Origin of the sequence: Pseudomonas mucoides, assembly GCF_015461845.1 — a bacterium.
In the GTDB taxonomy this organism is placed as follows: domain Bacteria; phylum Pseudomonadota; class Gammaproteobacteria; order Pseudomonadales; family Pseudomonadaceae; genus Aquipseudomonas; species Aquipseudomonas mucoides.
This window is the reverse complement of sequence record NZ_JACOPW010000006.1, coordinates 1-24,211: the sequence shown is the minus strand read 5'-3', so window position 1 is coordinate 24,211 and position 24,211 is coordinate 1. Positions and strand designations below refer to the sequence as shown.

General features: G+C 59.6%; 24 protein-coding genes. 15 read left to right on the top strand and 9 right to left on the bottom strand.

What is annotated here, in order from left to right; translation table 11 throughout:
- Positions 1-17: 17 nt before the first annotated feature.
- The 4 genes from H8F22_RS23385 to dksA all read right to left on the bottom strand — a co-directional run bounded on the left by H8F22_RS23385 (position 18) and on the right by dksA (position 4,744).
- Positions 18-2,972: a sensor histidine kinase gene (locus tag H8F22_RS23385; RefSeq protein ID WP_027924152.1), complete on the bottom strand. Its 2,955-nt coding sequence runs from the start codon at positions 2,970-2,972 to the stop codon at positions 18-20.
- Positions 2,956-3,132: a hypothetical protein gene (locus H8F22_RS23380; RefSeq protein WP_003176118.1), complete on the bottom strand. Its 177-nt coding sequence runs from the start codon at positions 3,130-3,132 to the stop codon at positions 2,956-2,958. Before H8F22_RS23380 ends, H8F22_RS23385 begins: the two co-directional genes overlap by 17 nt.
- 77 nt (positions 3,133-3,209) lie before the next feature.
- Positions 3,210-4,106 (bottom strand): tRNA glutamyl-Q(34) synthetase GluQRS, encoded by an 897-nt coding sequence (gene gluQRS / locus H8F22_RS23375; protein WP_027924151.1) that lies wholly within the window; start codon positions 4,104-4,106, stop codon positions 3,210-3,212.
- A 197-nt stretch (positions 4,107-4,303) separates the two neighbouring features.
- Positions 4,304-4,744, bottom strand: coding sequence for an RNA polymerase-binding protein DksA (gene dksA / locus H8F22_RS23370; RefSeq protein ID WP_027924150.1), 441 nt, complete (start codon positions 4,742-4,744; stop codon positions 4,304-4,306).
- Between the two features lie 332 nt (positions 4,745-5,076).
- Between dksA and H8F22_RS23365 the strand changes: the two genes are divergently transcribed.
- Both H8F22_RS23365 and sfsA read left to right on the top strand, forming a co-directional pair.
- Positions 5,077-6,249 carry a pyridoxal phosphate-dependent aminotransferase gene (locus tag H8F22_RS23365; RefSeq protein ID WP_194940743.1) on the top strand — a complete coding sequence of 391 codons (1,173 nt, stop codon included), beginning with the start codon at positions 5,077-5,079 and terminating at the stop codon, positions 6,247-6,249.
- Positions 6,249-6,962, top strand: coding sequence for a DNA/RNA nuclease SfsA (gene sfsA / locus H8F22_RS23360; RefSeq protein ID WP_194940742.1), 714 nt, complete (start codon positions 6,249-6,251; stop codon positions 6,960-6,962). Before H8F22_RS23365 ends, sfsA begins: the two co-directional genes overlap by 1 nt.
- Here the strand turns inward: sfsA and H8F22_RS23355 are convergent.
- The gene (locus H8F22_RS23355) at positions 6,959-7,276 is read right to left on the bottom strand and encodes a Rieske (2Fe-2S) protein (RefSeq protein WP_194940741.1); all 318 of its coding nucleotides are present in this window, start codon (positions 7,274-7,276) and stop codon (positions 6,959-6,961) included. The two genes, sfsA and H8F22_RS23355, sit on opposite strands and share 4 nt — an antisense overlap.
- A gap of 165 nt (positions 7,277-7,441) precedes the next feature.
- On the opposite strand from H8F22_RS23355, the gene H8F22_RS23350 reads away from it, so the two are divergent.
- The 4 genes from H8F22_RS23350 to H8F22_RS23335 are packed head-to-tail and all read left to right on the top strand — an operon-like array spanning position 7,442 to position 10,986.
- A complete protein-coding gene (locus H8F22_RS23350; RefSeq protein WP_027924146.1) occupies positions 7,442-8,314 on the top strand; it encodes a heme/hemin ABC transporter substrate-binding protein in 873 nt (290 codons plus the stop codon).
- A 50-nt stretch (positions 8,315-8,364) separates the two neighbouring features.
- Positions 8,365-9,348, top strand: a complete 984-nt coding sequence (locus H8F22_RS23345) for a FecCD family ABC transporter permease (protein ID WP_177327618.1) — start codon at positions 8,365-8,367, stop codon at positions 9,346-9,348.
- A complete protein-coding gene (locus tag H8F22_RS23340; RefSeq protein ID WP_027924144.1) occupies positions 9,348-10,115 on the top strand; it encodes a heme ABC transporter ATP-binding protein in 768 nt (255 codons plus the stop codon). The genes H8F22_RS23345 and H8F22_RS23340 overlap by 1 nt, the downstream gene beginning before the upstream one ends.
- A gap of 19 nt (positions 10,116-10,134) precedes the next feature.
- A complete protein-coding gene (locus tag H8F22_RS23335; RefSeq protein WP_194940740.1) occupies positions 10,135-10,986 on the top strand; it encodes a ChaN family lipoprotein in 852 nt (283 codons plus the stop codon).
- A 238-nt stretch (positions 10,987-11,224) separates the two neighbouring features.
- Here H8F22_RS23335 and H8F22_RS23330 read toward each other — a convergent pair whose 3' ends face one another.
- From H8F22_RS23330 to H8F22_RS23320, 3 genes are all read right to left on the bottom strand, one after another.
- On the bottom strand, positions 11,225-11,497 hold the full coding sequence (locus H8F22_RS23330) for a TfoX/Sxy family protein (RefSeq protein WP_007948654.1): 273 nt from the start codon (positions 11,495-11,497) through the stop codon (positions 11,225-11,227).
- A 221-nt stretch (positions 11,498-11,718) separates the two neighbouring features.
- Positions 11,719-12,063: a pentapeptide repeat-containing protein gene (locus H8F22_RS23325; RefSeq protein ID WP_027924142.1), complete on the bottom strand. Its 345-nt coding sequence runs from the start codon at positions 12,061-12,063 to the stop codon at positions 11,719-11,721.
- 90 nt (positions 12,064-12,153) lie between these two features.
- Positions 12,154-13,710, bottom strand: coding sequence for a bifunctional aminoglycoside phosphotransferase/ATP-binding protein (locus tag H8F22_RS23320; protein ID WP_027924141.1), 1,557 nt, complete (start codon positions 13,708-13,710; stop codon positions 12,154-12,156).
- Positions 13,711-13,828: 118 nt separating this feature from the next.
- Here H8F22_RS23320 and mrcB point away from each other — a divergent pair, with 118 nt between their 5' ends.
- The 3 genes from mrcB to H8F22_RS23305 are packed head-to-tail and all read left to right on the top strand — an operon-like array spanning position 13,829 to position 17,245.
- Entirely contained in the window at positions 13,829-16,153 is a 2,325-nt protein-coding gene (gene mrcB / locus H8F22_RS23315; RefSeq protein ID WP_059182150.1) for a penicillin-binding protein 1B, read from the top strand.
- Positions 16,154-16,169: 16 nt separating this feature from the next.
- A complete protein-coding gene (locus H8F22_RS23310; RefSeq protein WP_027924139.1) occupies positions 16,170-16,910 on the top strand; it encodes a tetratricopeptide repeat protein in 741 nt (246 codons plus the stop codon).
- Positions 16,910-17,245 carry a YqcC family protein gene (locus H8F22_RS23305; RefSeq protein ID WP_194940739.1) on the top strand — a complete coding sequence of 112 codons (336 nt, stop codon included), beginning with the start codon at positions 16,910-16,912 and terminating at the stop codon, positions 17,243-17,245. The genes H8F22_RS23310 and H8F22_RS23305 overlap by 1 nt, the downstream gene beginning before the upstream one ends.
- A 31-nt stretch (positions 17,246-17,276) precedes the next feature.
- Here H8F22_RS23305 and H8F22_RS23300 read toward each other — a convergent pair whose 3' ends face one another.
- A complete protein-coding gene (locus H8F22_RS23300) occupies positions 17,277-17,693 on the bottom strand; it encodes a DUF4124 domain-containing protein (protein WP_027924137.1) in 417 nt (138 codons plus the stop codon).
- A 400-nt stretch (positions 17,694-18,093) separates the two neighbouring features.
- Between H8F22_RS23300 and H8F22_RS23295 the strand changes: the two genes are divergently transcribed.
- The 6 genes from H8F22_RS23295 (at position 18,094) to msrQ (ending at position 24,077) form a co-directional block, all read left to right on the top strand.
- Complete coding sequence (locus H8F22_RS23295; protein ID WP_027924136.1) at positions 18,094-19,818, top strand: acetolactate synthase 3 large subunit; 1,725 nt, start codon at positions 18,094-18,096, stop codon at positions 19,816-19,818.
- Between the two features lie 2 nt (positions 19,819-19,820).
- Positions 19,821-20,312 (top strand): acetolactate synthase small subunit, encoded by a 492-nt coding sequence (gene ilvN, locus H8F22_RS23290; protein WP_003176102.1) that lies wholly within the window; start codon positions 19,821-19,823, stop codon positions 20,310-20,312.
- Positions 20,313-20,360: 48 nt separating this feature from the next.
- A complete protein-coding gene (ilvC, locus tag H8F22_RS23285; RefSeq protein WP_007948647.1) occupies positions 20,361-21,377 on the top strand; it encodes a ketol-acid reductoisomerase in 1,017 nt (338 codons plus the stop codon).
- 145 nt (positions 21,378-21,522) lie between these two features.
- Positions 21,523-22,380: a CDP-diacylglycerol--serine O-phosphatidyltransferase gene (pssA, locus tag H8F22_RS23280; RefSeq protein WP_007948646.1), complete on the top strand. Its 858-nt coding sequence runs from the start codon at positions 21,523-21,525 to the stop codon at positions 22,378-22,380.
- A 63-nt stretch (positions 22,381-22,443) separates the two neighbouring features.
- Positions 22,444-23,457 carry a protein-methionine-sulfoxide reductase catalytic subunit MsrP gene (gene msrP / locus H8F22_RS23275; RefSeq protein ID WP_027924135.1) on the top strand — a complete coding sequence of 338 codons (1,014 nt, stop codon included), beginning with the start codon at positions 22,444-22,446 and terminating at the stop codon, positions 23,455-23,457.
- A complete protein-coding gene (msrQ, locus tag H8F22_RS23270) occupies positions 23,457-24,077 on the top strand; it encodes a protein-methionine-sulfoxide reductase heme-binding subunit MsrQ (protein WP_194940738.1) in 621 nt (206 codons plus the stop codon). The genes msrP and msrQ overlap by 1 nt, the downstream gene beginning before the upstream one ends.
- The last annotated feature ends 134 nt before the right edge of the window (positions 24,078-24,211 follow it).

Here is a 24,211-nt window from a genome sequence, read left to right as displayed (position 1 = left end):
CGATACTCTCGACGGTCTCAGTTCACAGCGGACGTCGCTTCGACATGACGCGGCAAGGTCACCCGGATACGGGTGCCGCGTTGGCTTTGTACATCAGCCGGGCTGTCGATGGTGATTTGTCCATAATGCTCTTCAACGATGGAATAGACCAGTGCAAGGCCCAGACCGGTGCCTTCGCCAGGATCCTTGGTGGTGAAGAAAGGTTCGAACAATCGGTCCATGATGTTCTTCGGAATACCGCTGCCTTCGTCTTCCACGATCAGGTCGACCGTGTGTTCGCCGGCTTCGCTTTTCACGCGCACTGCGCTGCCTGGAGGCGAGGCGTCGCGGGCGTTTGAGAGCAGGTTGATCAGTACTTGGGCGAGTCGCTGCGGATCGCCTTCGACCCAGTGATCGGGGTCGCACAGATTATAGAACTGCACTTCGAAATTGCGTCGGTTCAGGGCCAGCAAACCGATGGCATCCTGCGCCACTTCGGCCAGACAGACGGGCTCATCGCTGTGCTGGTGGCTGCCGGCGTGGGCGAAGCTCATCAGCGACTGGACGATGCGCGACACGCGTTTGGTCTGCTCGAGAATCTGCCCGCTGATTTCCTTCAACTCGCCATCATCTTCGCGTTCTTCGCGCAGGTTCTGCGCCAGGCAGGCGATGCCGGTGATCGGGTTGCCGATTTCATGGGCCACACCCGCCGCGAGTCGTCCGATGCTGGCCAGACGCTCGGAGTGCACCAGTTTGTCTTCGAGCATCTGGGTTTCGGTCAGGTCTTCCACCAGAAGCACCAGGCCGCTGTTACCCGGCGCCAGCGGTTCGTCGATCGCTGCTTTGTGCAGGTTCAACCAGCGTGTCTGGCCGTCGAGGGCCAGGTGCTGTTTGTGCAAATGCTCGTCCGGCAGATTGATGAAGCCTTGCAGCAGTTCTTTCCACGGATCGGCAATGGTGCTCAGGCGCGAACCCACCACGCGTTGCGCGGCAATCCCGGTCAGCTCCTCCATGGCTTTGTTCCACATGAGGATTTCCTGATCCTTGGCCAGTGAGCAGACGCCCATCGGCAGCTCCTGCAAGGTCTGGCGGTGGTAGCGGCGCAGGGCATCGAGTTCGGCGGCCAGGCCGGTCAGGCGCGAGTGGTAATCCTCAAGGCGACTTTCGATGAAGTGAATGTCTTCAGTGACATAGTTCTCGCCGCCGGCCTTATAGGGCAGGAAGGTTTCGACCATGTCCTGCGCCACGCTCGGGCCCATCAGGCCGGACAGGTTGGCTTCGATGCGGTCACGCAGGCGGCGCAAGGCGTAAGGCCGGCGCTCGTCGAACGGCAGGTAGAGATCACGCAGCGCCTGTTCGACTTCTTTCTGCGCCGCTTTGGCGCCCAAGGGTTTTGCCAGCTGCGTGGCGAATTCCTGCGGGGACGCGGCGTGCAATTCTCGGCGCTGCGGGCGACGCACGTTATCCACGGCGCAGGCTTCGGCGGCGCTGGCTTCTTCCGGGCTGGCGTTGGTAAACAGCGAGATCAGGGTGAACATCAGTACGTTGGCGGCCAGCGAGGCAATCGCCGCCATGTGCCAACTGGTGTCGTCCAGCACGTAGATCATGTTCAGCAGCGGGATGTAGAAACCCTGAAGATTGCCTACCAGCGGCAACAGCATGGTCACCAGCCACACCAGAATCCCGGCGAGCAAACCGGCAATGAAGCCGCGGCGGTTGGCGGTCGGCCAGTACAGCACCGACAGGACACCCGGCAGAAACTGCAGCGTGGCGACAAACGCGACGATGCCGAGGTTGGCCAGATCCTGTTCTGCACCCAGCAGCAGGTAGAAACCGTAGCCGGCCATGATGATCGCGACGATCAGGGCGCGGCGGGTCCACTTCAGCCAGCGGTAGATGTTGCCTTCGGCCGGTGGCTGATAGAGCGGCAACACCAGGTGGTTCAGGGCCATCCCGGACAGCGCCAGGGTGGTGACGATGATCAGGCCGCTTGCTGCCGACAGGCCGCCGACGTACGCCAAAAGTGCCAAGGCCTTGCTGTTGGCGGCGATGCCGATGCCGAGCGTGAAGTATTCGGGATTGGTGGTGGCGCCGAGTTTCAGTCCGGCCCAGAGAATCAGCGGCACTGCCAGGCTCATCAGCAGCAGGAACAGGGGCAGGCCCCAGCTTGCACTGACCAGCGAGCGCGGGTTGAGGTTTTCGGTGAAAGTCATGTGATACATGTGCGGCATCACAATCGCCGAAGCGAAGAACACCAGCAGCAGCGTGCGCCACGGCCCTTCTTGCAGTGGCGTGTGCAGAGCGGCGAGGGCGGTCTGGTTTTGCAGCAGCCACAGTTCCAGCTGCTGAGGGCCGTCGAACACGCCGTACAACGCATACAGGCCGACGCCGCCGATGGCGATCAGCTTGATCACCGACTCGAAGGCAATGGCGAACACCAGGCCTTCATGTTTCTCGCGGGTCGCGATGTGGCGCGAGCCAAAGAAGATGGTGAACAGGGTAATCAGTGCACAGAAGCTCAGGGCGACCCGATGCTGCACCGGTTCGCGGGTGAGGATGCCGATGGAGTCGGCGACCGCTTGAATCTGCAGGGCCAGCAGGGGCAATACACCGATCAGCATGAAAATCGTGGTCAGTGCGCCGGCCCATGTGCTGCGGAACCGGAACGCGAACAGGTCGGCCAGCGACGACAGTTGATAGGTCCGGGTAATTTTCAGGATCGGGTACAGCAGCACCGGCGCCAGCAAAAATGCGCCGGAGACCCCGAGGTAGCTGGACAAGAAGCCGTAGCCGTACTGATAGGCCAGGCCCACCGTGCCGTAAAACGCCCAGGCACTGGCGTAGACGCCCAATGACAGGGTGTAGGTCAACGGGTGGCGAATGATCGCCCGGGGAATCATGCCCCGTTCACTAACCCAGGCCACGCCGAACAGCACCGCCAGGTAGGCAGCGCTGATCAGGATCATCTGGGTCAGGCTAAAGCTCATCGGCATCTTTTTGGCTCTGCAGGATGAAGGTCACGACGATCAGAATCAGCCAGAGCAGATAAGGGCGATACCAGGCGCCAGTGGCGTCGATCCACCAATCCATGATGGCCGGGGAAAACAGATAAATCCCCACTACCAGGAGCAGGACCAAGCGATAGATGTACATCCCGGCCTCTCTTTTTTATGCGCGTGCCCGAAAACGTGCGGCGATGGTAACGGATGGGCGCGCCACTGCAAGTGCGATCACTGCAGTTGCGCCTCGGGCAGGTTCAGTGTGCGCGGGATAAGCGACGCATCCCAGTGCGCGATGCCCCAATTCAACACTTCCCGTGGGCTGGCGTAAGCCAGTTCGGTGCCGGGTTTTTGCCCGAGTGCGCGCAATGCCCGTAGCAATAAAGGCGTTGCCTGATCTTCGGTCAACGGTGGCGAGCGGTAGGACTTGCCAAGCTTGTTGCCATCGGGCTGGGTGATCAGCGGGATGTGCAGGTAGCGCGGTTGGCGCAGGCCGAGCAACTCTTGCAGATAGAGTTGTCTCGGTGTCGAGTCCAACAGGTCGGCACCACGCACGATGTCGGTGATGCCTTGCCAGGCATCGTCCAGCACCACGGCCAGTTGATAGGCGTAGAGCCCGTCGCGGCGGCGAATGACGAAATCGCCGACCTCTCGGCCCAAATGCTGGCGGTATTCGCCTTGCACGCGGTCGATGAAGTGGTATTCCAGCTCGGGTACGCGCAGGCGAATGGCCGCGTCTTCGGTGCCGTAGCCGGCGTTGCGGCACAGTCCCGGATAAATGCCGTGATACGGCTCCAGTTGTTTGCGCGAACAGGTGCAGGCGTAAGCGAGGCCGTGACTGAACAGGCGATTGAGCACTTCGGCATAAGCCTCGTGGCGGTCGCTCTGACGAACCATTTCACCGTCCCACTCGAAACCGTAGCTCTCCAGTGCCTTGAGAATCGCTGCCTGTGCGCCGGGTTCTTCCCGTGGCGGGTCGAGGTCTTCCATGCGCATCAGCCAGCGCCCCCCCACCGAGCGAGCGTCGAGGTACGAGGCCAGGGCAGCGACCAGCGAACCGAAATGCAAATGGCCACTGGGCGTGGGGGCGAAGCGCCCGATGTAGGGAGTGGAAGTCGTGGCGTTCATGGACGAATGTTACATCTCTGGTCGTGCGCGAGTCCCTGGGGGTGAGCCTGCTCGCGAAGGGGCCGTCAGCGCCAACATTATTGTTGGCTGGCACACCGCTTTCGCGAGCAGGCTCGCTCCTACAGGTTTCTCTCCATGGCAAATATCAGAAACAAAAACGGAGCGTTCGCACGCTCCGTTTTTCGTTCAAGTCGATATTACTTGCCGACTTGCTTTTCCTTGATTTCCGCCAGGGTCTTGCAGTCAACGCACATGTCGGCGGTAGGGCGGGCTTCCAGTCGTTTGACGCCGATCTCGACGCCGCAGGACTCGCACCAGCCATATTCTTCGTCTTCGATCAGCTGAAGCGTCTTGTCGATCTTCTTGATCAGCTTGCGCTCGCGGTCGCGGGCACGCAGTTCGAGGCTGAACTCTTCTTCCTGGCTGGCACGGTCTGCCGGGTCCGGGAAGTTGGCCGCTTCGTCTTTCATGTGATCAACCGTACGGTCGACTTCCTGCATCAAGTCCTGTTTCCACTTGTTCAGGATCTTGGTGAAGTGAGCGCGCATGGGCTTGCCCATGTACTCCTCGCCCTTGACTTCTTTGTAGGGTTCGAAGCCGCTGATCGTCGTGGTTTGCTGCTTTGCTTGGGTGGACATGAAATAGACCGCCTCTACTCTTGTAATCCATTGCGCAGGATTGCTCCATCACCGACACCTGCCGGCCCTGCGGCTGCAAGCGGGCGAACTTACCAGATCAAATCGGGGCGCGCTACTCCCGGATGTCGAGGTAGTGGCCAGCGGGGCTTGCAAATCATTGCAAAGCCTTGCCTGGTGGTGTTGGAGGCCTGATCAAATATTGATTTTAGTCAAACCTGGGGTACTCGTTTGAGTCGTTTATGGTCAGGGTTCTAAGGCGTCTGACCGCTTTAGGTTCTCGCTCGTTCCTGCGCTTGGGTAGAATTGGTTCTTTTCCCGTCGAAGGAAGGCTAATGGCCCAGTCCTACAGTGCTCGCAGTCGTGCGATCGAACCTTTCCATGTCATGGCGCTGCTGGCGCGGGCCAATGAATTGCAGGCCGCCGGCCACGACGTGATCCACCTGGAAATCGGCGAGCCGGACTTCACCACCGCCGAGCCGATCATCCAGGCCGGCCAGGCCGCATTGACGGCGGGGAAGACCCGTTACACCGCGGCGCGGGGCATTCCCGAGTTGCGCGAGGCGATTTCCAATTTTTATCAGCAACGTTACGGGTTGAACATTGACCCTCAGCGAATCCTCATCACCCCCGGCGGTTCGGGCGCCTTGTTGCTGGCCAGCGCCTTGCTGGTGGATCCGGGCAAGCACTGGCTGTTGGCGGATCCGGGCTACCCGTGCAACCGGCATTTTCTGCGACTGGTGGAAGGCGCGGCGCAGCTGGTTCCAGTCGGTCCGGACGTGCGTTATCAGCTGACCCCTGATCTGGTCGCCCGGCATTGGGACCACGACAGCGTCGGTGCGTTGGTGGCGTCCCCGGCCAATCCGACCGGGACCATCCTGACCCGCGACGAACTGGCGGGGCTGTCTGCGGCGATCAAGGTTCGTCACGGCCACTTGGTGGTGGACGAGATCTATCACGGCCTGACGTACGGCACCGACGCCGCCAGCGTGCTGGAAGTCGATGACAGTGCGTTCGTGCTCAATAGCTTCTCCAAGTATTTCGGCATGACCGGTTGGCGCCTCGGCTGGTTGGTGGCGCCGGAAGCGGCCGTCGGCGAGCTGGAAAAACTCGCGCAAAATCTCTACATCAGCGCGCCGAGCATGGCTCAGCACGCCGCTCTGGCCTGTTTTGAGCCGGCGACCATCAGCATTCTGGAAGAGCGCCGCGCTGAATTTGGTCGTCGTCGCGATTTCCTCCTGCCGGCCCTGCGCGAGTTGGGTTTCGGGATTGCCGTGGAGCCGGAAGGCGCGTTCTATTTGTACGCCGATATCAGCAAGTTCGGCGGAGATGCCTTCGCGTTCTGCCGGCACTTCCTGGAAACCGAACACGTGGCCATTACCCCGGGGCTGGATTTCGGGCGTTATCAGGCCGGGCACCACGTGCGTTTTGCCTACACCCAAAGCCTGCCGCGCTTGCAGGAAGCGGTCGAGCGCATTGCTCGCGGGCTGAAGAGCTGGCAAGGCTGATGCGTTTTCATCCTCCCCTCGAAGAAGGTCGCCTGATCCGTCGTTACAAGCGTTTTCTCGCCGATATCGAAACCATTAGCGGCGAGTTGCTGACCATTCATTGCCCCAACACCGGCTCGATGCTCAATTGCCAGGTCGAAGGCGGGCAAGTCTGGTTCAGCCGCTCAAACGACCCCAAGCGCAAGTTACCCGGCACCTGGGAAGTCGGTGAAACCCCGCAAGGGCGCTTGTTTTGCGTGAACACCGCCCGCGCCAACGGGTTGATCGAAGAGGCGCTGCGTGCCGGTGTCATCAGTGAGCTGAACGGGTTTACTGAACTGAAGCGTGAAGTCGCCTACGGACAGGAAAGCAGCCGCATCGATTTTCGTCTCGAATACCCCGGCGGCCCGGCTTATATAGAGGTCAAAAGCGTCACCCTGGGTTTCGACGGGTCGTCGGTAGCGGCGTTTCCCGACGCAGTGACCCTGCGCGGGGCCAAGCATTTGCGCGAATTGGCGCACCTGGCCCGGGACGGGATTCGTGCGGTGCAGTTGTATTGCGTCAACCTGACCGGCATCGACGCGGTGCGTCCTGCAGCAGAAATCGATTCGGCCTACGCGGCAGCCTTGCGTGAGGCGGTGACGTGCGGGGTCGAGGTGCTGGCTTATGGCGTGCGTTTGAGCCATGAAGAGATGGTCGTCGACCGACGTCTGGACGTGCTGCTCGACAGTTAAAGGCTGACCCAGAGGCCTTGCGCATCTTCGCGGCAGGGCACGGCGGTCAGTGATTGACCGGCGCAGGGGCCCGAAACGCATTCGCCGTCTTCGATCAGAAACAGTGCGCCGTGGGTGGCGCACTGGATCAGGCTGTTGCTGGGGTCGAGAAAGCTGTCTGGCGTCCATTCCAGGCCGACGCCACGGTGCGGGCAACGATTGATGTAGACGTAGACCTGGCCGCCCCGGCGTACGGCGAAGAGCTTCTGCCCGTCGATGTCGAAACCGCGACTGCTGGCGTCAGCCAATTCGGCGCCTGTACAAAGAAACTTCATGTCTATCCTCTAGTCCAGCGTCTCGTGACCGGATAAGTCCGAGCTTGACGTTCAAATGCAAACAATTATCAAATGGCCGTCTTGCCCGTCGGGTGCAGGTGCCAGTGGCCAAGGATACTTGGCCTGTCATCTCGATGCCTGGGAAAACTATGAAGGAAGCTGTTTATGCGCCTGAGTACCCGCGTTGCTGTGCTCTGTGTCGGACTCCTTGTCAGTCACCACGCTGCAGCGGCCGAGTTACCGCAACGTTGGGTCAGTGCCGGCGGCGCGTTGTCCGAGTGGGTAAGCGTGCTGGGCGGCGAATCGAAACTGGTCGGCGTCGACACCACCAGTCAGCACCCTGAAAGCCTCAAGGCGCTGCCCAGCATTGGCTACCAGCGGCAATTGTCGGCGGAAGGTATCTTGAGCTTACGCCCGCAGATCCTCATCGGCACCGAAGAAATGGGTCCGCCGCCCGTGCTCTCGCAGATTCGTAACGCGGGGGTGCAGGTCGAGTTGTTCTCGGCGCAGCCGGATTTGCCGACATTGCAGGGCAATTTGCAGCATTTGGGCAAGTTACTGGGGGCTGAAGAGCAGGCTGTTCAGGCGTACCAGCGTTATCAGGAGCAACTCGATCAGCAAAAAATCCGCGTGACCAAGGCGCAGCTGACGCAACCATCACCGGGTGTGCTGTTGCTACTCGGGCATGCGGGCGGCAAACAGCTCATCGCGGGCAAGGACACCGCCGCCGATTGGTTGCTGCGCCAGGCCGGCGGCCACAACCTGGCCACGCATACCGGCTACAAACCGTTTTCTGTCGAGTCGCTGATCAGCCTCGACCCCGAGGTGCTGGTGTTTTCCGACCGGGCGCTGACGGGTGATGCGGCGCGTGCCGCGTTGTTCAAGGAAAACCCGATGCTGTCCTCGACGCGTGCGGCGAAGGACGGACGGGTCATGGAACTGGATCCGACGTTGCTGGTGGGCGGGCTGGGGCCACGGTTGCCGGACAGCCTCAAAAAGCTGTCTGACGGTTTCTTTCCTGGCACGGCCAGCCAATGACCGTCCTGGTTAAGCCTCGTACGTTGTTCATTGGCCTGAGCCTTCTGTGTGTGCTGGCGATCTGGCTGTCGCTGGCGCTGGGGCCGGTCAGTCTGCCGTTGCTCGACACCTTGCACGCTGCATTGCGCCTGGCCGGATTGCCGATTGCTCCGGATGGGCTGGAGCAAGCCGAATTGATCGTCGGGCAAATTCGCCTGCCGCGAACCTTGCTGGGGTTGGCGGTGGGGGGCGTGCTGGCGCTCTCCGGTGTGGCAATGCAGGGCCTGTTTCGCAACCCGCTGGCCGATCCGGGGTTGGTAGGGGTGTCCAGCGGCGCGGCATTGGGTGCCGCCATCGCCATTGTTGGCGGCTCGGCGTTTGGCGGTTTGCCTGAGTCCTTCGGGCCTTATCTGTTATCGGTGTGTGCGTTTCTCGGTGGGCTCGGGGTGACTGCGCTGGTGTATCGACTGGGCCGGCGCAACGGCCAGACCAACGTCGCGACGATGCTGTTGGCCGGTATCGCATTGACCGCACTGGCGGGCTCGGCGGTGGGTTTGTTCACCTATCTGGCCGACGACGCGACCCTGCGTACGCTGACGTTCTGGAATCTGGGCAGTCTCAATGGCGCCAGTTACGCGCGACTCTGGCCGTTGCTGCTGGTCAGCGCGGCTGTGGCGCTCTGGTTGCCGCGTCGGGCCAAGGCCTTGAATGCGTTGTTGCTGGGGGAATCGGAGGCCGGTCATCTGGGCATCGATGTTGAAGGGCTCAAGCGCGAACTGGTGTTCTGTACAGCGCTGGGTGTGGGCGCGGCGGTGGCAGCGGCGGGGATGATCGGGTTTGTCGGTTTGGTGGTTCCGCACCTCGTGCGTTTGCTTGCCGGTCCTGATCACCGAGTGTTACTGCCCGCTTCTGTGCTCGCCGGTGCGAGTCTTCTGTTGTTTGCCGATCTGGTGGCGCGACTGGCCCTGGCGCCGGCCGAACTGCCGATCGGCATTGTTACGGCCTTCATCGGTGCGCCGTTTTTCCTGTTCTTGTTGCTCCGGAGGCGCGCCTGATGCTGCGCACGCAGAACCTGCACATCCGTCGTGGCGCCAAGACCGTGCTGTCGGACATCACGATTGAGCTTCGACCGGGCGAAGTGCTGGGCGTGCTCGGTCCCAATGGCGCCGGCAAAAGTACCTTGCTCGGTGCCTTGTGCGGCGAGTTGCATGCCGATCATGGAAGCGTCTGGCTCGATGATCGCGAATTGCGTCACTGGGCCGCACCGCAGCGCGCGCAGCGACTGGCGGTGCTGCCGCAGGTGTCGACCCTGGACTTTGCCTTTCGCGTCGAAGAAGTGGTGGGCATGGGGCGTTTGCCCCATCAAAGTGGGCGAGTGCGCGATGACGAGATTGTCGCTGCCGCGCTACACGCCGCCGATGCCAGTCACCTGAGTGGTCGCAGCTACTTGGCCTTGTCTGGCGGCGAGCGTCAGCGGGTGCATTTGGCCCGAGTGCTGGCGCAGCTCTGGCCGGGTGAAGCGGGGCAGACGCTGTTGCTCGATGAGCCGACCTCGATGCTCGACCCGCTGCATCAGCACACCACCCTGCAAGCGGTGCGCGAATTTGCCGATCGCGGCGCGGCGGTGCTGGTCATCCTGCATGATCTGAACCTGGCGGCGCGGTATTGTGATCGTCTGTTGCTGCTTGAGGGCGGGCGACCGGTGGCGTTGGACACGCCGGAGCAGGTCCTGAAACCCGAGCCGCTCAAAGCCGTGTTCGGGCTGGAAGTGTTAGTGCAGCAGCATCCGGAGCGTGGGCATCCGCTGATCATCGCCCGCTGAGACTGTCATCGAGGTGAACATGCGTGGGATTTTGCTGCTGGCCGTACTGCTCTTGAGTGCCTGCCAGCATGTTGCGGAGCCACCGCCGGTCAACGGTGAAATCCGTGACCTGCGAAACGGTCAGGTCCTGACCGCGCAGGAACTGCTTGAGCGACTGGCCAAGCCTTCGCGGCTGATCGTCGGCGAGCAGCATGACAATCGCGATCACCATCAGCTGGAACTGTGGTTGTTGCAGTCACTGGGTGAGCAACGGCCGCAAGGCAGTTTGCTCCTTGAAATGCTGACGCCGGATCAGCAGTCGCGGGTTGATGATGTTCGCCATGCGCCGACGCCACCGTCCAATTTGCCAGCTGCCTTGGCTTGGCAGGAAGGGTGGGACTGGGCGCTTTACGGTCCCATCGTGCGTTTTGCGCTGACTCAGCCCTATCCGCTGCTTGCGGCCAACCTGGACAACCTCGACGTTCGTGCGGTCTACGCCAAACCTCCGGCATTGATTGGCTCGCGCTCCAATGCGGCAGCAGTCAAGGATGAGTTGCTGGCAGAGATCAGCGACTCCCATTGCGGTTTGCTGCCCACTTCACAGATGCCCGCCATGTTGGCCGTGCAGCAGCAACGAGACCGGCGAATGGCCGAGCGCTTGCTGGCGGCTCCAACGCCTTCATTGCTGTTTGCCGGTGCCTATCACGCGCGCAAGGACGTGGGTGTGCCGATCCATGTGCTGGATTTGGGGCAGGCGCCAGCGCCGACGGTGTTGCTGCTGGCAGAGCAGGGGGCGGAGGTGACAGCGGCAATGGCCGATTACGTCTGGTACACGCCTGCTTCGCCGCCTCAGGATTACTGTGCACAGATGCGCAAGCAATTCGGCAAGTAACGACCGGTGCTTTCACAGGTAAAAAGGCGCAGGCAAAAAAAGACCCGGCAAGAGCCGGGTCAAATAACCGTGATTAGCCTGATGAGGAGATATCTGAGAGTCCGAACCAAGGGCTTTTCAAATATCGACCAGTCTCGCGACCAGTTGGTGGTAATCATAGCGATTCTCATTACCGTGTCAACCGCTGTTTTTCAGTTTCTTTGAGATGCCCCGTCAATTCGGTTCAAAGCCAATGCCATCAAGCCTTGTGGCGCGAGGAAATCGCTTCCAGCTGTTTGTTCAAGGCTTCTTTACGCTCGGCTGGAATGTCGTTCCAGTGCACATCCATCAGTGCACCTTCGATCGCATACAACAACACCTTTGACGCCCGAAACCCGCGCGTACGCACGGCCCGATAAGCATCCACCGCCCCGAGGCGACGCAAATCCGAGGCGCTGTGGATGCCCACGGCATGCAGCCACTGCGCCGACGTCTTGCCAAGATTCTTCAGGTGTTGCAGTTCATCATTCATCAAGCCTCCTTGCGACGGCCGAACGGTGCGTGGGCGAGCTTCTCAGGAGTGTAGCCATCAGTAGGAAAAGCGTGATTGTTTGGTCGGTTTCGACGCAAAAGCTTCTAAGAGGACGAGGCAAAGACGGGTAGGGAAGGGGCGTCAGAAGTCGGTTTTCGGGCGATCACACGGCATCCAGCGCAAAGCGGGGGCGCTGGACGTGTCAGGCTAAGACGTCGTTTTTAGCGAGTGCGATAACGCAGGCGTGTGCCGAAGTTCATCGACATCAGGATCTCGTCCGCGCTCAGCTCTGCCGGGAAGTAGGCGCCGGAGATCTGTGCATGGGCCAGGCTGGCGCCTTCCAGCTGTGCGCTGCGAAAATCGATGCCGCGCAAATCGGCGGAGCGGAAATAAGCATCAGTGAAGTCGACGCCATCGGCATTCAGTTCACGCAAGTCCAGGCCACGGAAATCGCCACCGGCCATGTCGATAGGTCCGTCTTTGGGCCGCTCATTGTTGAATCCTGCGATGTCGTCTTTGTGCAGCAAGGCATACAGCGGGGTGTCGAGAAGTTTGGGCTGGCTCATGTCGCATCACCTGATGGTTTTATGACGCCAGTATAGTGCCACTATTTGACAGCCGTGAAGCCAGGGAAGGCTTCACGGCTGAAATAGTTTTTACAGGCCTGGCATGCGTTGGCGGATTTGCGCAACAACGGTGTCGAGGGTCCCGCTTTCATTGGTCTGGACTCGCTTGCTGCACAGAATCTCAGCGGGTGTCAGCGCTTCACGATTGGCTTGCTGGGCTGCGATAACGGCCAGGTTGGCGTCGGACGGATCCTTTTTGTCTGCCTGACGCAGGGCCAGCCAGCTCTCAATGACAGCTTGCGGCGCATGGCAATCGAGGATCAGGAACGGTGCACCGGTGGCCTCGGCAATTTTCGCCGCGCCGTCACGCTGATCGCGCTTGAGGTAAGTGGCATCGATCACTACCGGGAAACCGGCGCGCAGGATGATTCCGGCGATTTCATGCAGGCGGCTGTAGGTGGCGGCAGTGGCGTCTGCGTTATAAATGCCGGCCTGTGGATCATTCGCTACGGTTTGTTCACCGAACAGACGTTTGCGTTCTACATCGGAGCGCAGGCGAATGGCGCCCAGCGCTTCGACCAGGCGCATGGCCACGTGGCTTTTGCCGACAGCGGACACGCCGTGGGTAATCGCCATGAAGCGCGAAGGAATGGTGCTGTAGCTTTCCGCCAGGTTGGCGTAGTTGCGGTATTGGCGCAGGGTCGTGGCGCGCTGCACCGGATCGGCTTCGGCGGGCATGCTGAACAGGCTGACCTTGGCGCGAACCAATGCGCGGTAGGCTTTATAGAAGTTCAGCAGTTCAAGGCCTTGATAGTCGCCGGTCAGCTCCAGGTATTGGCTGACGAAACGGCGTGCGAGGCATTTCAAACCACGGTCTTCCAGGTCCATCGCCAGGAAACCGGTGTCGGCGTAGACGTCGGTGAAACGGAACGGTTCGTTGAATTCGATGCAGTCGAAAATCACGACCTTGCCATCGATCACGGTGGCATTGCCCAAGTGGATATCACCGTGGCATTCACGAATGAAGCCTTCGGCCTTGCGCTGGGCGAACAGTGGTTTGAGGCGTTCGAAGCTGCTTTCGGCCCAGGCTTGCAGGGCGTCGAGTTGCACCAGGTCGGCCTTGTCGCTGAGGAACGGACGGATCTGCTCGAAGTTCTGGCGTACCGGGGCCATCACGCTGTCCGGGGTGCCGGCGTCGTGTTCGGCAGGCACTTTCGGCGCGTTGAGATGGAACTGAGCAATCTGCGCGGCCATCTCGTCGATGTGCGCGGTGGTCAGTTCGCCATTGGCCTGCAGGGTGCTGAGCAACTGGCTTTGTGGGAATTGACGCATTTTCAGGGCGAAATCAACGACCGGGCCATCGCCACCGAATTGAGGGGCTTCGGCGCTGCCGGTGATTGGCAACACCTCCAGATACAAATCGTTGGTCAGGCGCTGGTTCAAACGCAGTTCTTCGCCGCAGAAATGCTCGCGGGCATCGAGGCTGGTGAAGTCGAGGAAGCCGAAGTTCACCGGCTTCTTCACTTTATAAGCAAAGGGGCCTGTGAGGATGACCCAGGAAATATGGGTTTCGATGACCTGGAACCCGTCTACCGGATGCGGGTAGAGGGCCGGGTTTTGCAGAGCGGCGATCAGGGACTGGCTCACAGGCGATCCTTCAAAGACTGGGAAAAATTCAAGGCCGCCATTATGGCCGCAAGTCCGCCTGACGCAAACCTCGGAGGGCGTCTGTTGAGTATCAATAAAGTGCGTATAATCCGCCGCCATGACTCGTACTCGATCCCCCCGCACTCCAAAAAAACCACCTTCCAGGGGCCTTAGCCCGTGGCTGGGTTGGGCCCTTAAACTCAGTCTGGTCGGCCTCGTGGTGCTCGCCGGATTCGCGGTTTACCTCGACGCTATCGTCCAGGAAAAGTTCTCCGGCAAGCGCTGGACGATCCCGGCCAAGGTATATGCGCGCCCGCTGGAGCTGTTTACCGGCCAGAAGCTGAGCAAGGATGACTTCCTCACCGAGCTCGACGCCCTGGGCTACCGCCGCGAAAGCGTGAGCAATGGCCCCGGTGCTGCGGCGGTCAACGGCAATACCGTGGACTTGAATACCCGCGGCTTCCAGTTTTATGAAGGCCTGGAAAAGCCCCAGCCTGTGCGCGTGCGTTTCTCCGGCGACTATGTCGCCGAGCTTTCGGCGACGAACGGTTCGAAGCTGTCGGTGGTGCGCCTGGAGCCGCTGCTGATCGGCGGGATTTACCCGAAAAACCTCGAAGACCGCATCCTGATCAAAATCGACCAGGTGCCGCCGTATCTGCTGGAGACCCTGGTCGCCGTGGAAGACCGGGATTTCTATAGCCACTGGGGCGTGTCGCCGAAGTCGATTGCCCGAGCGGTCTACGTCAACACCTCTGGCGGCAAGATGACCCAGGGCGGCAGTACGCTGACCCAACAGTTGGTCAAGAACTTCTACCTGACCAGCGAACGCAGCCTGACCCGCAAGCTCACCGAAGCCATGATGGCGATGTTGCTTGAGCTGCATTACGACAAGCGGGAAATTCTTGAGGCTTACCTCAACGAAGTGTTCGTCGGTCAGGACGGCCAGCGCGCGGTGCACGGTTTTGGTCTGGCCAGCCAGTTCTTCTTCGGACAGCCATTGTCCGAACTGAAATTGCATCAGGTTGCCTTGCTGGTGGGGATGGTCAAAGGGCCTTCCTATTACAACCCGCGTCGCAATCCCGAGCGTGCGCTTGAACGACGCAACCTGGTGCTCGACGTCCTTGAACAGCAGGGCGTCGCCACCGCTGAACAAGTTGCTGCGGCGAAGAACATGCCACTGGGTGTGACGACACGCGGCAAATTGGCCGACAGCTCGTTCCCGGGTTTCCTCGATCTGGTTAAACGCCAGTTGCGCGAAGACTACCGTGACGAAGACTTGACCGAAGAAGGCCTGCGGATCTTCACCAGCTTCGACCCGATTCTGCAGATGAAAGCCGAAGCCTCCGTCAACGACACCTTCAAGCGTCTGTCGGGTCGCAAGGGTTCCGATGACGTTGAAGCAGCGATGGTCGTGACCAACCCGGAAACCGGAGAGGTTCAGGCCATGATCGGCAGTCGCCAGGCGAGTTTCGCCGGCTTCAACCGTGCGCTGGATGCGGTGCGACCTGTGGGGTCGTTGATCAAGCCGGCGGTTTATCTGACGGCCCTTGAGAAACCTACCCAGTACACCTTGACCAGTTGGCTGTCGGACGAATCCTTCTCGGTCAAAGGCGCGGACGGTCAGGTCTGGAAACCACAGAACTACGATCGTCGTTCCCACGGGACGGTGTTCCTTTATCAGGGGCTGGCGCATTCCTACAACCTGTCGACCGCGCGTCTTGGCCTGGCAGTGGGTGTACCGAATGTCCTCAAGACCCTCGCTCGCTTGGGCGTGACCCGAGAATTCCCGGCATTCCCGTCGATGTTGCTGGGCGCAGGTGGCATGACGCCGATTGAAGTGGCGACCATGTACCAGACGCTGGCCAATGGTGGTTTCAATACGCCGATGCGCGGGATTCGTAGCGTTTTGACCGCTGAGGGCGAACCGCTCAAGCGTTATCCGTTCCAGATTGAGCAGCGTTTTGATCCGGCGTCCATTTACCTGATCCAGAGCGCCATGCAACGGGTCATGCGTGAAGGTACCGGCAGTTCGGTTTATAACGTGTTGCCGAAAACCCTGACACTGGCCGGCAAGACCGGTACCAGTAACGACTCGCGAGACAGCTGGTTCGCCGGTTTCAGTCAGGACTTGCTGGCGGTGGTCTGGCTAGGCCGTGATGACAACGGCAAGACGCCGTTCACCGGCGCGACCGGTGCGTTGCAAGTCTGGACCAGTTTCATGCGCAAAGCCGATCCGCTGCCGCTGGACATGCCGCAGCCGGATAATGTGGTTCAGGCCTGGGTCGATTCGCGTACCGGGCAAGGCTCCGACGCCAACTGCCCAGGCGCCGTACAGATGCCGTATATTCGCGGCAGCGAGCCACCTCCCGGTGCGGCTTGCGGTGGCGAAAGCCCTGCTTCCGGCGAAACGGTGATGGATTGGGTCAAGGGCTGGATGAATTAAGCAAAGAGGGATTTACGTGAACAAGTGGTTGATACCAGCGGTTGCCGCCGTGGCGTTGCTCAGCGGTTGCTCCACCGTACAACGCGGTTCGATTCCGGTTGAAGACTCCGGCACGGCTGTGTCCAACAGTGAGCGGATTTCGGCGAATGGCGGTTTCCGCAAGTCGACCGTGAAGCGTCCTGCGCAAGCCCAATCGCAAACCCAGGCGATCCCGCAAGGCGATACCGGTGTGGTGGTGATGGTCCCGGGTGGCGGCGCTGTCTCCTCGGCACCGATCAGCACTTCGCCGATCACGCCAGGCCCGATCACTCCGGGTCCGATCGACACGTCTCCGGTCCAGTCGGCACCGATCAATCAGGGCAGCTATAGCATGCCGTCGACGCCGAGCGGGATTCCTTCGGCAAACGCCGGCGGTCTGTCAGCCGACGAGCAGCTGGATGGTCCGGTGCTGGCGCTGTTGACCACGGCTCAGCAGCAACAGGCGAGCGGCGACCTCAACGGTGCTTCGTCCAGCCTGGAGCGTGCCCAGCGCGTTGCACCGCGTGAGCCGCAAGTGCTTTATCGTCTGGCTCAGGTGCGCATGGCCCAAGGCGATGCGCCGCAGGCTGAACAATTCGCTCGACGTGGTCTGACGTTTGCCAATGGCCGTCCGGACCTTCAGGCCAGCCTGTGGGAATTGATCGCCCAGGCACGCGAGAAGCAAGGTGATTCTGCCGGCGCAGCATTGGCCCGTCAGAAGGCCAAGGTTTCGCTGTGATGGACGCGCGCTTCCCGAAGATTGCCGAGCAGTTGCTGCTGATTGAGCGTGAACTGCGGGTGCAGGGGTGGTGGGATGAAGTCTCGCCCTCCGCTGAAGCGCTTTCCAGCGTCGAGCCGTTTTCGGTCGATACGCTGGATTTCGAGCAGTGGCTGCAATGGATCTTCCTGCCCCGGATGAAGATGCTCCTCGAGCAGGACCTGCCGTTACCCGCCGCCTCCGGGATTCAGGAGATGGCGGAAATGGTCTTCGCCGCCCGTGATGTCCAGGGCAAGGATCGACAGCTGCAAGTGCTGCTCAAAGAGTTCGATCTGCTGATCACCGCCTCCCGCTGAATCGGAAACTGCCAGTGCTTACTGCCAGTGCTTACTGGCAGTTCTGCGCAATCTGTTTCTGCGTTTCGCTGATGCGTTCCTGACGTTGTTGATCGGTCAGGCGACGCATTTCGCCCTCCACATCCTCCCGAAGTCGCGGATTGTTCTGCAGTTGCGCCAGATTTGTGCGTGCCTGCATGCAAAATGCCTTGAGCTGGGCCTGCTGTTCGGCGACCTGTTTTTTCACCGTGTTGTCGATGTCCTGCTGATTGCCGATGGCTTTACTGCCGGGCACCGTGGCCGGTTGGCTCACGGCAGAGGAGGGCGTCACCACGGTGGTGGCCTGCTGGCCTTGGGGTGGTTGTGCGTCAAAGTGAGTCACGCCCTGGGCATCGACCCATTTGTAGATCTGGGCGGCTGTGCACAAAGGGCTGATCAGCAGGCTGACCATGAAGAAGATCGTTCGCATGCCATTTCCTTGTCATGAGTTGCGCAATCGAAGCTAACACAGTCGCTGTTTGGCGATTTTTTCTTGCTTTCTCATGTGCTTACTTCAATAAAGCACATAGACGACTTGACTTGCAGGGGACGAAACAGAAGAATCCAAAGTCCGCTGTAGAGGGACTGCCAGAAGCAGACCCACTCAGCAGATCATGAGGCGCACATCCGCGCCGACCTGTTACACCCGCAACGCGTTACCTCGCGCTGGGTGGGAAAGGCCCGCAACACTTGGGACGATCCCAATACTTGCTCAGTCAGTGCTGACGTAGTCGGCGACCACCGTCGCTCATGCTCTGCTGAGAAGTAAACCTATTAAGACCCGTCCCCGTTTATGTGGGCGGTATTCTGGCGTTTTAGAGGTGAACAACGTGGAGCTTTTATCTGGCGGTGAGATGCTCGTCCGCTTCTTGCGTGACGAAGGCGTCAAATATATCTACGGGTACCCGGGTGGTGCTCTTCTTCATGTTTACGATGCCCTGTTCAAAGAACCGGAAGTGACCCACATCCTGGTTCGTCACGAACAAGCGGCTACCCATATGGCTGACGGCTATGCCCGTGCCACCGGTAAAGCCGGCGTGGTACTGGTGACTTCCGGTCCTGGCGCAACAAACGCCATCACCGGTATTGCCACCGCCTATATGGACTCGATTCCGATGGTGGTCATTTCCGGCCAGGTGCCTAGCAGCATGGTGGGCACCGACGCATTCCAGGAAACCGACATGATCGGTATCTCCCGGCCGATCGTGAAGCACAGCTTCATGATCAAGCACGCGTCGGAAATTCCGGAAGTCATGAAGAAAGCCTTCTACCTGGCGCAATCCGGTCGTCCGGGCCCGGTCGTTGTCGATATTCCGAAAGACATGACCAACCCGGCCGAGAAGTACGAATACATCTTCCCGAAAAAGGCCAAGCTGCGTTCCTACAGCCCAGCCGTTCGCGGTCACTCCGGGCAAATCCGCAAGGCGGCAGAAATGCTCCTGGCGGCCAAGCGTCCGGTGATGTACGCCGGCGGTGGCGTGATTCTCGGTGGTGGCTCCGCGCCGCTGACCGAATTGGCGAAGATGCTCAACCTGCCAGTGACCAATACCCTGATGGGGCTGGGTGCCTACCCTGGCACTGACCGTCAGTTCATCGGCATGCTCGGCATGCACGGCAGCTACACCGCAAACCTGGCGATGCACCACGCCGACGTGATCCTTGCGGTCGGCGCGCGTTTCGATGACCGCGTGATCAACGGCCCGGCGAAGTTCTGCCCGAATGCCAAGATCATTCACATCGACATCGATCCGGCTTCGATCTCCAAGACCATCAAGGCAGACGTACCTATCGTCGGCCCGGTCGAGAGCGTCCTGACCGAAATGGTCGCGATCCTCAAGGAAATCGGCGAGACCCCGAACAAGGAGTCCGTTGCCAGCTGGTGGAAGCAAGTTGACGAGTGGCGCGGTGATGCTGGCCTGTTCCCTTACGACAAGGGCGACGGCAGCGTCATCAAGCCGCAGACCGTGATCGAAACCCTGTGCGAAGTCACCAAGGGCGATGCTTATGTCGCTTCGGACGTGGGCCAGCACCAGATGTTCGCCGCGCAGTACTACAAGTTCAACAAGCCTAATCGCTGGATCAACTCCGGTGGCCTGGGCACCATGGGCTTCGGTTTTCCGGCGGCCATGGGCATCAAGTTGAGCTTCCCGGATGCCGACGTCGTCTGCGTGACGGGCGAGGGCAGCATCCAGATGAACATTCAGGAATTGTCCACCTGTCTGCAATATGGCTTGCCGGTCAAAATCGTCATCCTGAACAACGGTGTTCTGGGTATGGTTCGCCAGTGGCAAGACATGAGTTACGGCAGCCGTCACTCGCACTCGTACATGGAATCGCTGCCTGACTTCGTCAAGCTGGCAGAAGCCTATGGTCACGTTGGCGTGCGCATCACCGACTCGAAAAATTTGAAGTCGCAGATGGAAGAGGCGTTCGCCATGAAGGATCGCTTGGTCGTGCTGGATATTTCAGTCGACACCAGCGAGCACGTCTATCCGATGCAGATCAAAGACGGCTCCATGCGCGATATGTGGCTGAGCAAGACGGAGCGTACTTAATCATGCGACACATTATTTCCTTGCTTCTGGAAAACGAACCGGGCGCTTTGTCTCGTGTAGTCGGCCTGTTCTCGCAGCGCAACTACAACATCGAAAGCCTGACCGTGGCGCCAACCGAAGACCCGACCCTGTCGCGTCTGACGCTGACCACGGTTGGCCATGATGAAGTGATCGAGCAGATCACCAAGAACCTGAACAAGTTGATCGAAGTGGTCAAATTGGTCGACCTGTCGGAGAGTGCTCACATCGAGCGCGAACTGATGCTGGTCAAGGTCAAGGCCACCGGCGCCCAGCGCGCCGAGATCAAACGCACCACCGATATTTACCGTGGGCAGATCGTCGATGTCAGCGCTAGCGTGTATACCGTTCAACTGACCGGTACCAGCGACAAGCTCGACAGCTTCATTCAGTCCATTGGCACTGCGTCGATTCTGGAAACCGTCCGTAGCGGCGTAACCGGTATTGCTCGCGGCGACAAAGTACTCAGCATCTAAACCAAATTAGCGAATGGCCTGAACGGCCTGGATATATAGGGGAATTTCATGAAAGTTTATTACGAAAAAGACTGCGACCTGTCCATCATCCAGGGCAAGAAAGTTGCCATCATCGGTTACGGTTCCCAGGGCCACGCTCAAGCGTGCAACCTGAAAGACTCCGGCGTTGACGTTACCGTTGGTCTGCGTAAAGGTTCGGCCACTGTTGCCAAAGCCGAAGCTCATGGCCTGAAAGTGACCGACGTTGCTTCTGCTGTTGCAGCTGCCGACCTGGTCATGATCCTGACCCCGGACGAGTTCCAGTCTGCCCTGTACAAGAACGAAATCGAGCCAAACATCAAGAAAGGCGCCACCCTGGCCTTCTCCCACGGCTTCGCGATCCACTACAACCAGGTTGTTCCGCGCGCTGATCTCGACGTGATCATGATCGCGCCGAAAGCACCGGGCCACACCGTGCGTTCCGAGTTCGTCAAAGGCGGCGGTATCCCTGACCTGATCGCTATCTACCAGGATGCTTCGGGCAACGCCAAAAACGTTGCACTGTCCTACGCTGCTGGCGTTGGTGGTGGTCGTACCGGCATCATCGAAACCACCTTCAAGGACGAGACTGAAACCGACCTGTTCGGCGAGCAAGCCGTTCTGTGCGGCGGTACCGTTGAGCTGGTTAAAGCCGGTTTCGAAACCCTGGTTGAAGCTGGCTACGCGCCAGAAATGGCCTACTTCGAGTGCCTGCACGAACTGAAACTGATCGTTGACCTCATGTACGAAGGCGGCATCGCCAACATGAACTACTCAATCTCCAACAACGCTGAGTACGGCGAGTACGTGACCGGTCCGGAAGTGATCAACGCCGAATCCCGCCAGGCCATGCGCAACGCCCTGAAACGTATTCAGGACGGCGAATACGCCAAGATGTTCATCAGCGAAGGCGCAACCGGCTATCCTTCGATGACCGCCAAGCGTCGTAACAACGCCGCTCACGGTATCGAAATCATCGGCGAGCAACTGCGCTCCATGATGCCGTGGATCGGTGCCAACAAGATCGTCGACAAAGCCAAAAACTAAGTCGCGACCCTGTACGAAAAACGCGGCCTAGGCCGCGTTTTTTCGTTTGGAACGCCGCTTCTGGTATAAAGCTGCATCGTTTGTGGCCGAACCGTCGTCCCAGACGCCTGTCGAAAACTTTCCATCCTGTTGCAAGGTAATGTCCATGAGCGAACGCCCCGAAGAGCCAAACCAGGCTTCTGACGCCGAAAGCCTGCTGCCCATCGATGAACACATCGAGGAAGGGCATGACGCTGAAGGCCGCAAAGTCCGGCATCGTGGTATCTATCTTCTGCCGAATCTGTTCACCACTGCGAACCTGTTTGCAGGGTTTTATTCCATCATCAACTCGATGAGTGCCCAGGCCGCGTTGAGTGCCGGTGATTCGGTCAATGCGAGCAAGTACTTTGCTTTCGCTGCGATCGCGATTTTCGTCGCGATGGTGCTCGATGGTCTCGATGGCCGCGTGGCGCGCATGACCAATACCCAAAGCGCGTTTGGCGCCGAGTACGACTCGTTGTCGGACATGGTCGCCTTTGGCGTCGCGCCGGCATTGCTGGCGTTTGGCTGGGCCTTGGGTGATATGGGCAAGGTCGGCTGGATGGTCGCCTTCATCTATGTGGCTGGCGCTGCGCTGCGTCTGGCGCGCTTCAACACTCAGGTTGGCACCGCAGACAAGCGCTACTTCATCGGCCTGGCCAGTCCGGCAGCGGCGGGTGTGGTCGCAGGGATCGTCTGGGCGTTCAGCGACTACGGCATTCAGGGGTCGAAGATGTCCTTCCTGGTTGCGCTGATGGTGGCGGCGGCTGGCATGCTGATGGTCAGCAATATCAAGTACAACAGCTTCAAGGAGCTGGACTTGAAAGGGCGCGTACCTTTCGTGGCGATTCTTGCGGTGGTGCTGGTGTTTGCCGTGGTCTTCAGTGATCCGCCACGCATTCTGCTGCTGGTTTTCCTCGCTTATGCGGCCTCCGGCCCGGTGCAGTACCTGTTGCGTCTTCGTCGGCACAAAAACGCCGAGTGATGTAATTTCCCTCATACTCCGCAGTCTATTGGTGCAACTGTTCTCCAATGCTGCGGAGTTGCCATGCTGATCAAAGTCCCCAAAGCGTCTGACTGTCATGAGTCGGACGTCACGCCTGAATCCCTCTATCTATCTCGTCGCAGTGTTCTCGGTGCTGCCGTTGCCGGTTTGGCTGTCAGTAGCCTGCCGCGCTGGGCGAGTGCCGAAGACGCTGCGCGCTATGCCGATGTCGAGGCTGGCAAGGCGCCTTCCTGGTTTGCCGAAAAGCTTCCTTCTACTAAATGGGGCGCGGTCAACGTAAGGGACGAAGTGATCACGCCGTTCAAAGACGCAACCCACTACAACAACTTCTATGAGTTCGGCACTGATAAAGGCGATCCTGCTGCCAACGCAAGCGTGCTTAAGACCGAGCCGTGGAGCGTGGTGGTGGATGGCGAAGTGGGTAAGCCGGGACGGTATGCGCTGGAAGACTTCATGAAGCCTTATCAGCTGGAGGAGCGGATCTATCGTCTTCGCTGCGTTGAGGCTTGGTCGATGGTCATTCCGTGGATCGGCTTTCCCATCTCGGCGCTGCTCAAGGAAGTCGAGCCGACCTCCAAGGCAAAATACATTCGTTTCGAAACCCTGGAAGATCCCAAGAGTATGCCGGGGCAGCGCTCCGGGTTTGCCCTGATCGACTGGCCGTATGTAGAAGGGTTGCGTCTGGATGAAGCTATGAACCCATTGGCGATTCTTGCGGTGGGCATGTACGGGCGTGAACTGCCGAATCAGAATGGCGCGCCGCTGCGTCTGGTGGTGCCCTGGAAGTACGGCTTCAAGAGCATCAAATCCATTGTGCGTATCAGCCTGGTCAGCGAGCAGCCGAAAACCACCTGGCAGAGCATTGCCGCGGATGAGTATGGTTTTTACGCGAACGTGAATCCGACGGTTGATCACCCGCGCTGGACTCAGGCGCGGGAGCGTCGATTGCCCAGTGGTCTGTTCAAGCCCAATGTGCGGGACACGCAGATGTTCAATGGCTACTCGGATGAAGTCGCTTCTCTTTATACAGGGCTCGATCTGCGGAAGAACTACTGATGCGATTTCCGGTTTGGCGTATTGGCGTCTTCATCGTGACAGCGGTTTGGCCGTTGCTTTGGTTGTATCAGGCCTGGGCGGATGTGCTGGGACCTGATCCGGGCAAAGTGCTGGTCGATCGGCTCGGGTTGGGTACGCTCATTCTGCTGCTCATCACACTCAGCATGACGCCTCTGCTAAAACTCACCGGGTGGGCGGGGTGGATTGCTGTGCGCCGGCAGTTTGGGTTGTGGTGCTTCGCGTATGTGGTTTTGCATTTAAGTGGCTATACGGCGTTCATTCTCGGGTTTGACTGGTCGCAGCTGGGGGTTGAGTTGCGCAAGCGGCCGTACATTATCGTCGGTACCTTGGGCTTTCTGTGTTTGCTGGCGTTGGCGGTGACCTCCAATCGCTACAGTCAGCGACGTTTAGGTGCGCGCTGGAAGAAGCTGCATCGCCTGGTCTATGTCATTCTCGGACTTGGGTTGCTGCATATGTTGTGGATCGTTCGCGCCGATCTGAAGGAGTGGGCGCTGTATGCCTCTATAGGGGCGTTGCTATTAGTGTTGCGTGTACCGGCGGTTGCCCGTCGAATCCCGCGTTTAGTGGCTAAAAAGGCACCCTCCGTACGAAAGGCGTAATTAAAGGTTGACGGCAGATTCTGGATGTCTATAATTCGCCCCACTTCCGGCGCAGTCGAAACGGAAAACTCCTTGGTAAACAAAGAGTTACGCAGTTTTCGGCAGCAAGCGGCTTCAGGTCATCGAAGCGCGAA

Excerpts from the sequence above, each read along its gene's own strand:
- gluQRS (WP_027924151.1), bottom strand. The coding sequence starts at position 4,106 with ATGAACGCCACGACTTCCACTCCCTACATCGGGCGCTTCGCCCCCACG.
- H8F22_RS23325 (WP_027924142.1), bottom strand. The coding sequence starts at position 12,063 with ATGAGCCAGCCCAAACTTCTCGACACCCCGCTGTATGCCTTGCTGCAC.
- H8F22_RS23330 (WP_007948654.1), bottom strand. The coding sequence starts at position 11,497 with ATGAATGATGAACTGCAACACCTGAAGAATCTTGGCAAGACGTCGGCG.
- H8F22_RS23350 (WP_027924146.1), top strand. The coding sequence starts at position 7,442 with ATGCGCCTGAGTACCCGCGTTGCTGTGCTCTGTGTCGGACTCCTTGTC.
- H8F22_RS23305 (WP_194940739.1), top strand. The coding sequence starts at position 16,910 with ATGGACGCGCGCTTCCCGAAGATTGCCGAGCAGTTGCTGCTGATTGAG.
- H8F22_RS23300 (WP_027924137.1), bottom strand. The coding sequence starts at position 17,693 with ATGCGAACGATCTTCTTCATGGTCAGCCTGCTGATCAGCCCTTTGTGC.
- H8F22_RS23335 (WP_194940740.1), top strand. The coding sequence starts at position 10,135 with ATGCGTGGGATTTTGCTGCTGGCCGTACTGCTCTTGAGTGCCTGCCAG.
- ilvN (WP_003176102.1), top strand. The coding sequence starts at position 19,821 with ATGCGACACATTATTTCCTTGCTTCTGGAAAACGAACCGGGCGCTTTG.
- msrQ (WP_194940738.1), top strand. The coding sequence starts at position 23,457 with ATGCGATTTCCGGTTTGGCGTATTGGCGTCTTCATCGTGACAGCGGTT.
- H8F22_RS23355 (WP_194940741.1), bottom strand. The coding sequence starts at position 7,276 with ATGAAGTTTCTTTGTACAGGCGCCGAATTGGCTGACGCCAGCAGTCGC.
- H8F22_RS23380 (WP_003176118.1), bottom strand. The coding sequence starts at position 3,132 with ATGTACATCTATCGCTTGGTCCTGCTCCTGGTAGTGGGGATTTATCTG.
- pssA (WP_007948646.1), top strand. The coding sequence starts at position 21,523 with ATGAGCGAACGCCCCGAAGAGCCAAACCAGGCTTCTGACGCCGAAAGC.
- sfsA (WP_194940742.1), top strand. The coding sequence starts at position 6,249 with ATGCGTTTTCATCCTCCCCTCGAAGAAGGTCGCCTGATCCGTCGTTAC.
- H8F22_RS23340 (WP_027924144.1), top strand. The coding sequence starts at position 9,348 with ATGCTGCGCACGCAGAACCTGCACATCCGTCGTGGCGCCAAGACCGTG.
- dksA (WP_027924150.1), bottom strand. The coding sequence starts at position 4,744 with ATGTCCACCCAAGCAAAGCAGCAAACCACGACGATCAGCGGCTTCGAA.
- H8F22_RS23385 (WP_027924152.1), bottom strand. The coding sequence starts at position 2,972 with ATGCCGATGAGCTTTAGCCTGACCCAGATGATCCTGATCAGCGCTGCC.
- H8F22_RS23365 (WP_194940743.1), top strand. The coding sequence starts at position 5,077 with ATGGCCCAGTCCTACAGTGCTCGCAGTCGTGCGATCGAACCTTTCCAT.
- ilvC (WP_007948647.1), top strand. The coding sequence starts at position 20,361 with ATGAAAGTTTATTACGAAAAAGACTGCGACCTGTCCATCATCCAGGGC.
- msrP (WP_027924135.1), top strand. The coding sequence starts at position 22,444 with ATGCTGATCAAAGTCCCCAAAGCGTCTGACTGTCATGAGTCGGACGTC.
- mrcB (WP_059182150.1), top strand. The coding sequence starts at position 13,829 with ATGACTCGTACTCGATCCCCCCGCACTCCAAAAAAACCACCTTCCAGG.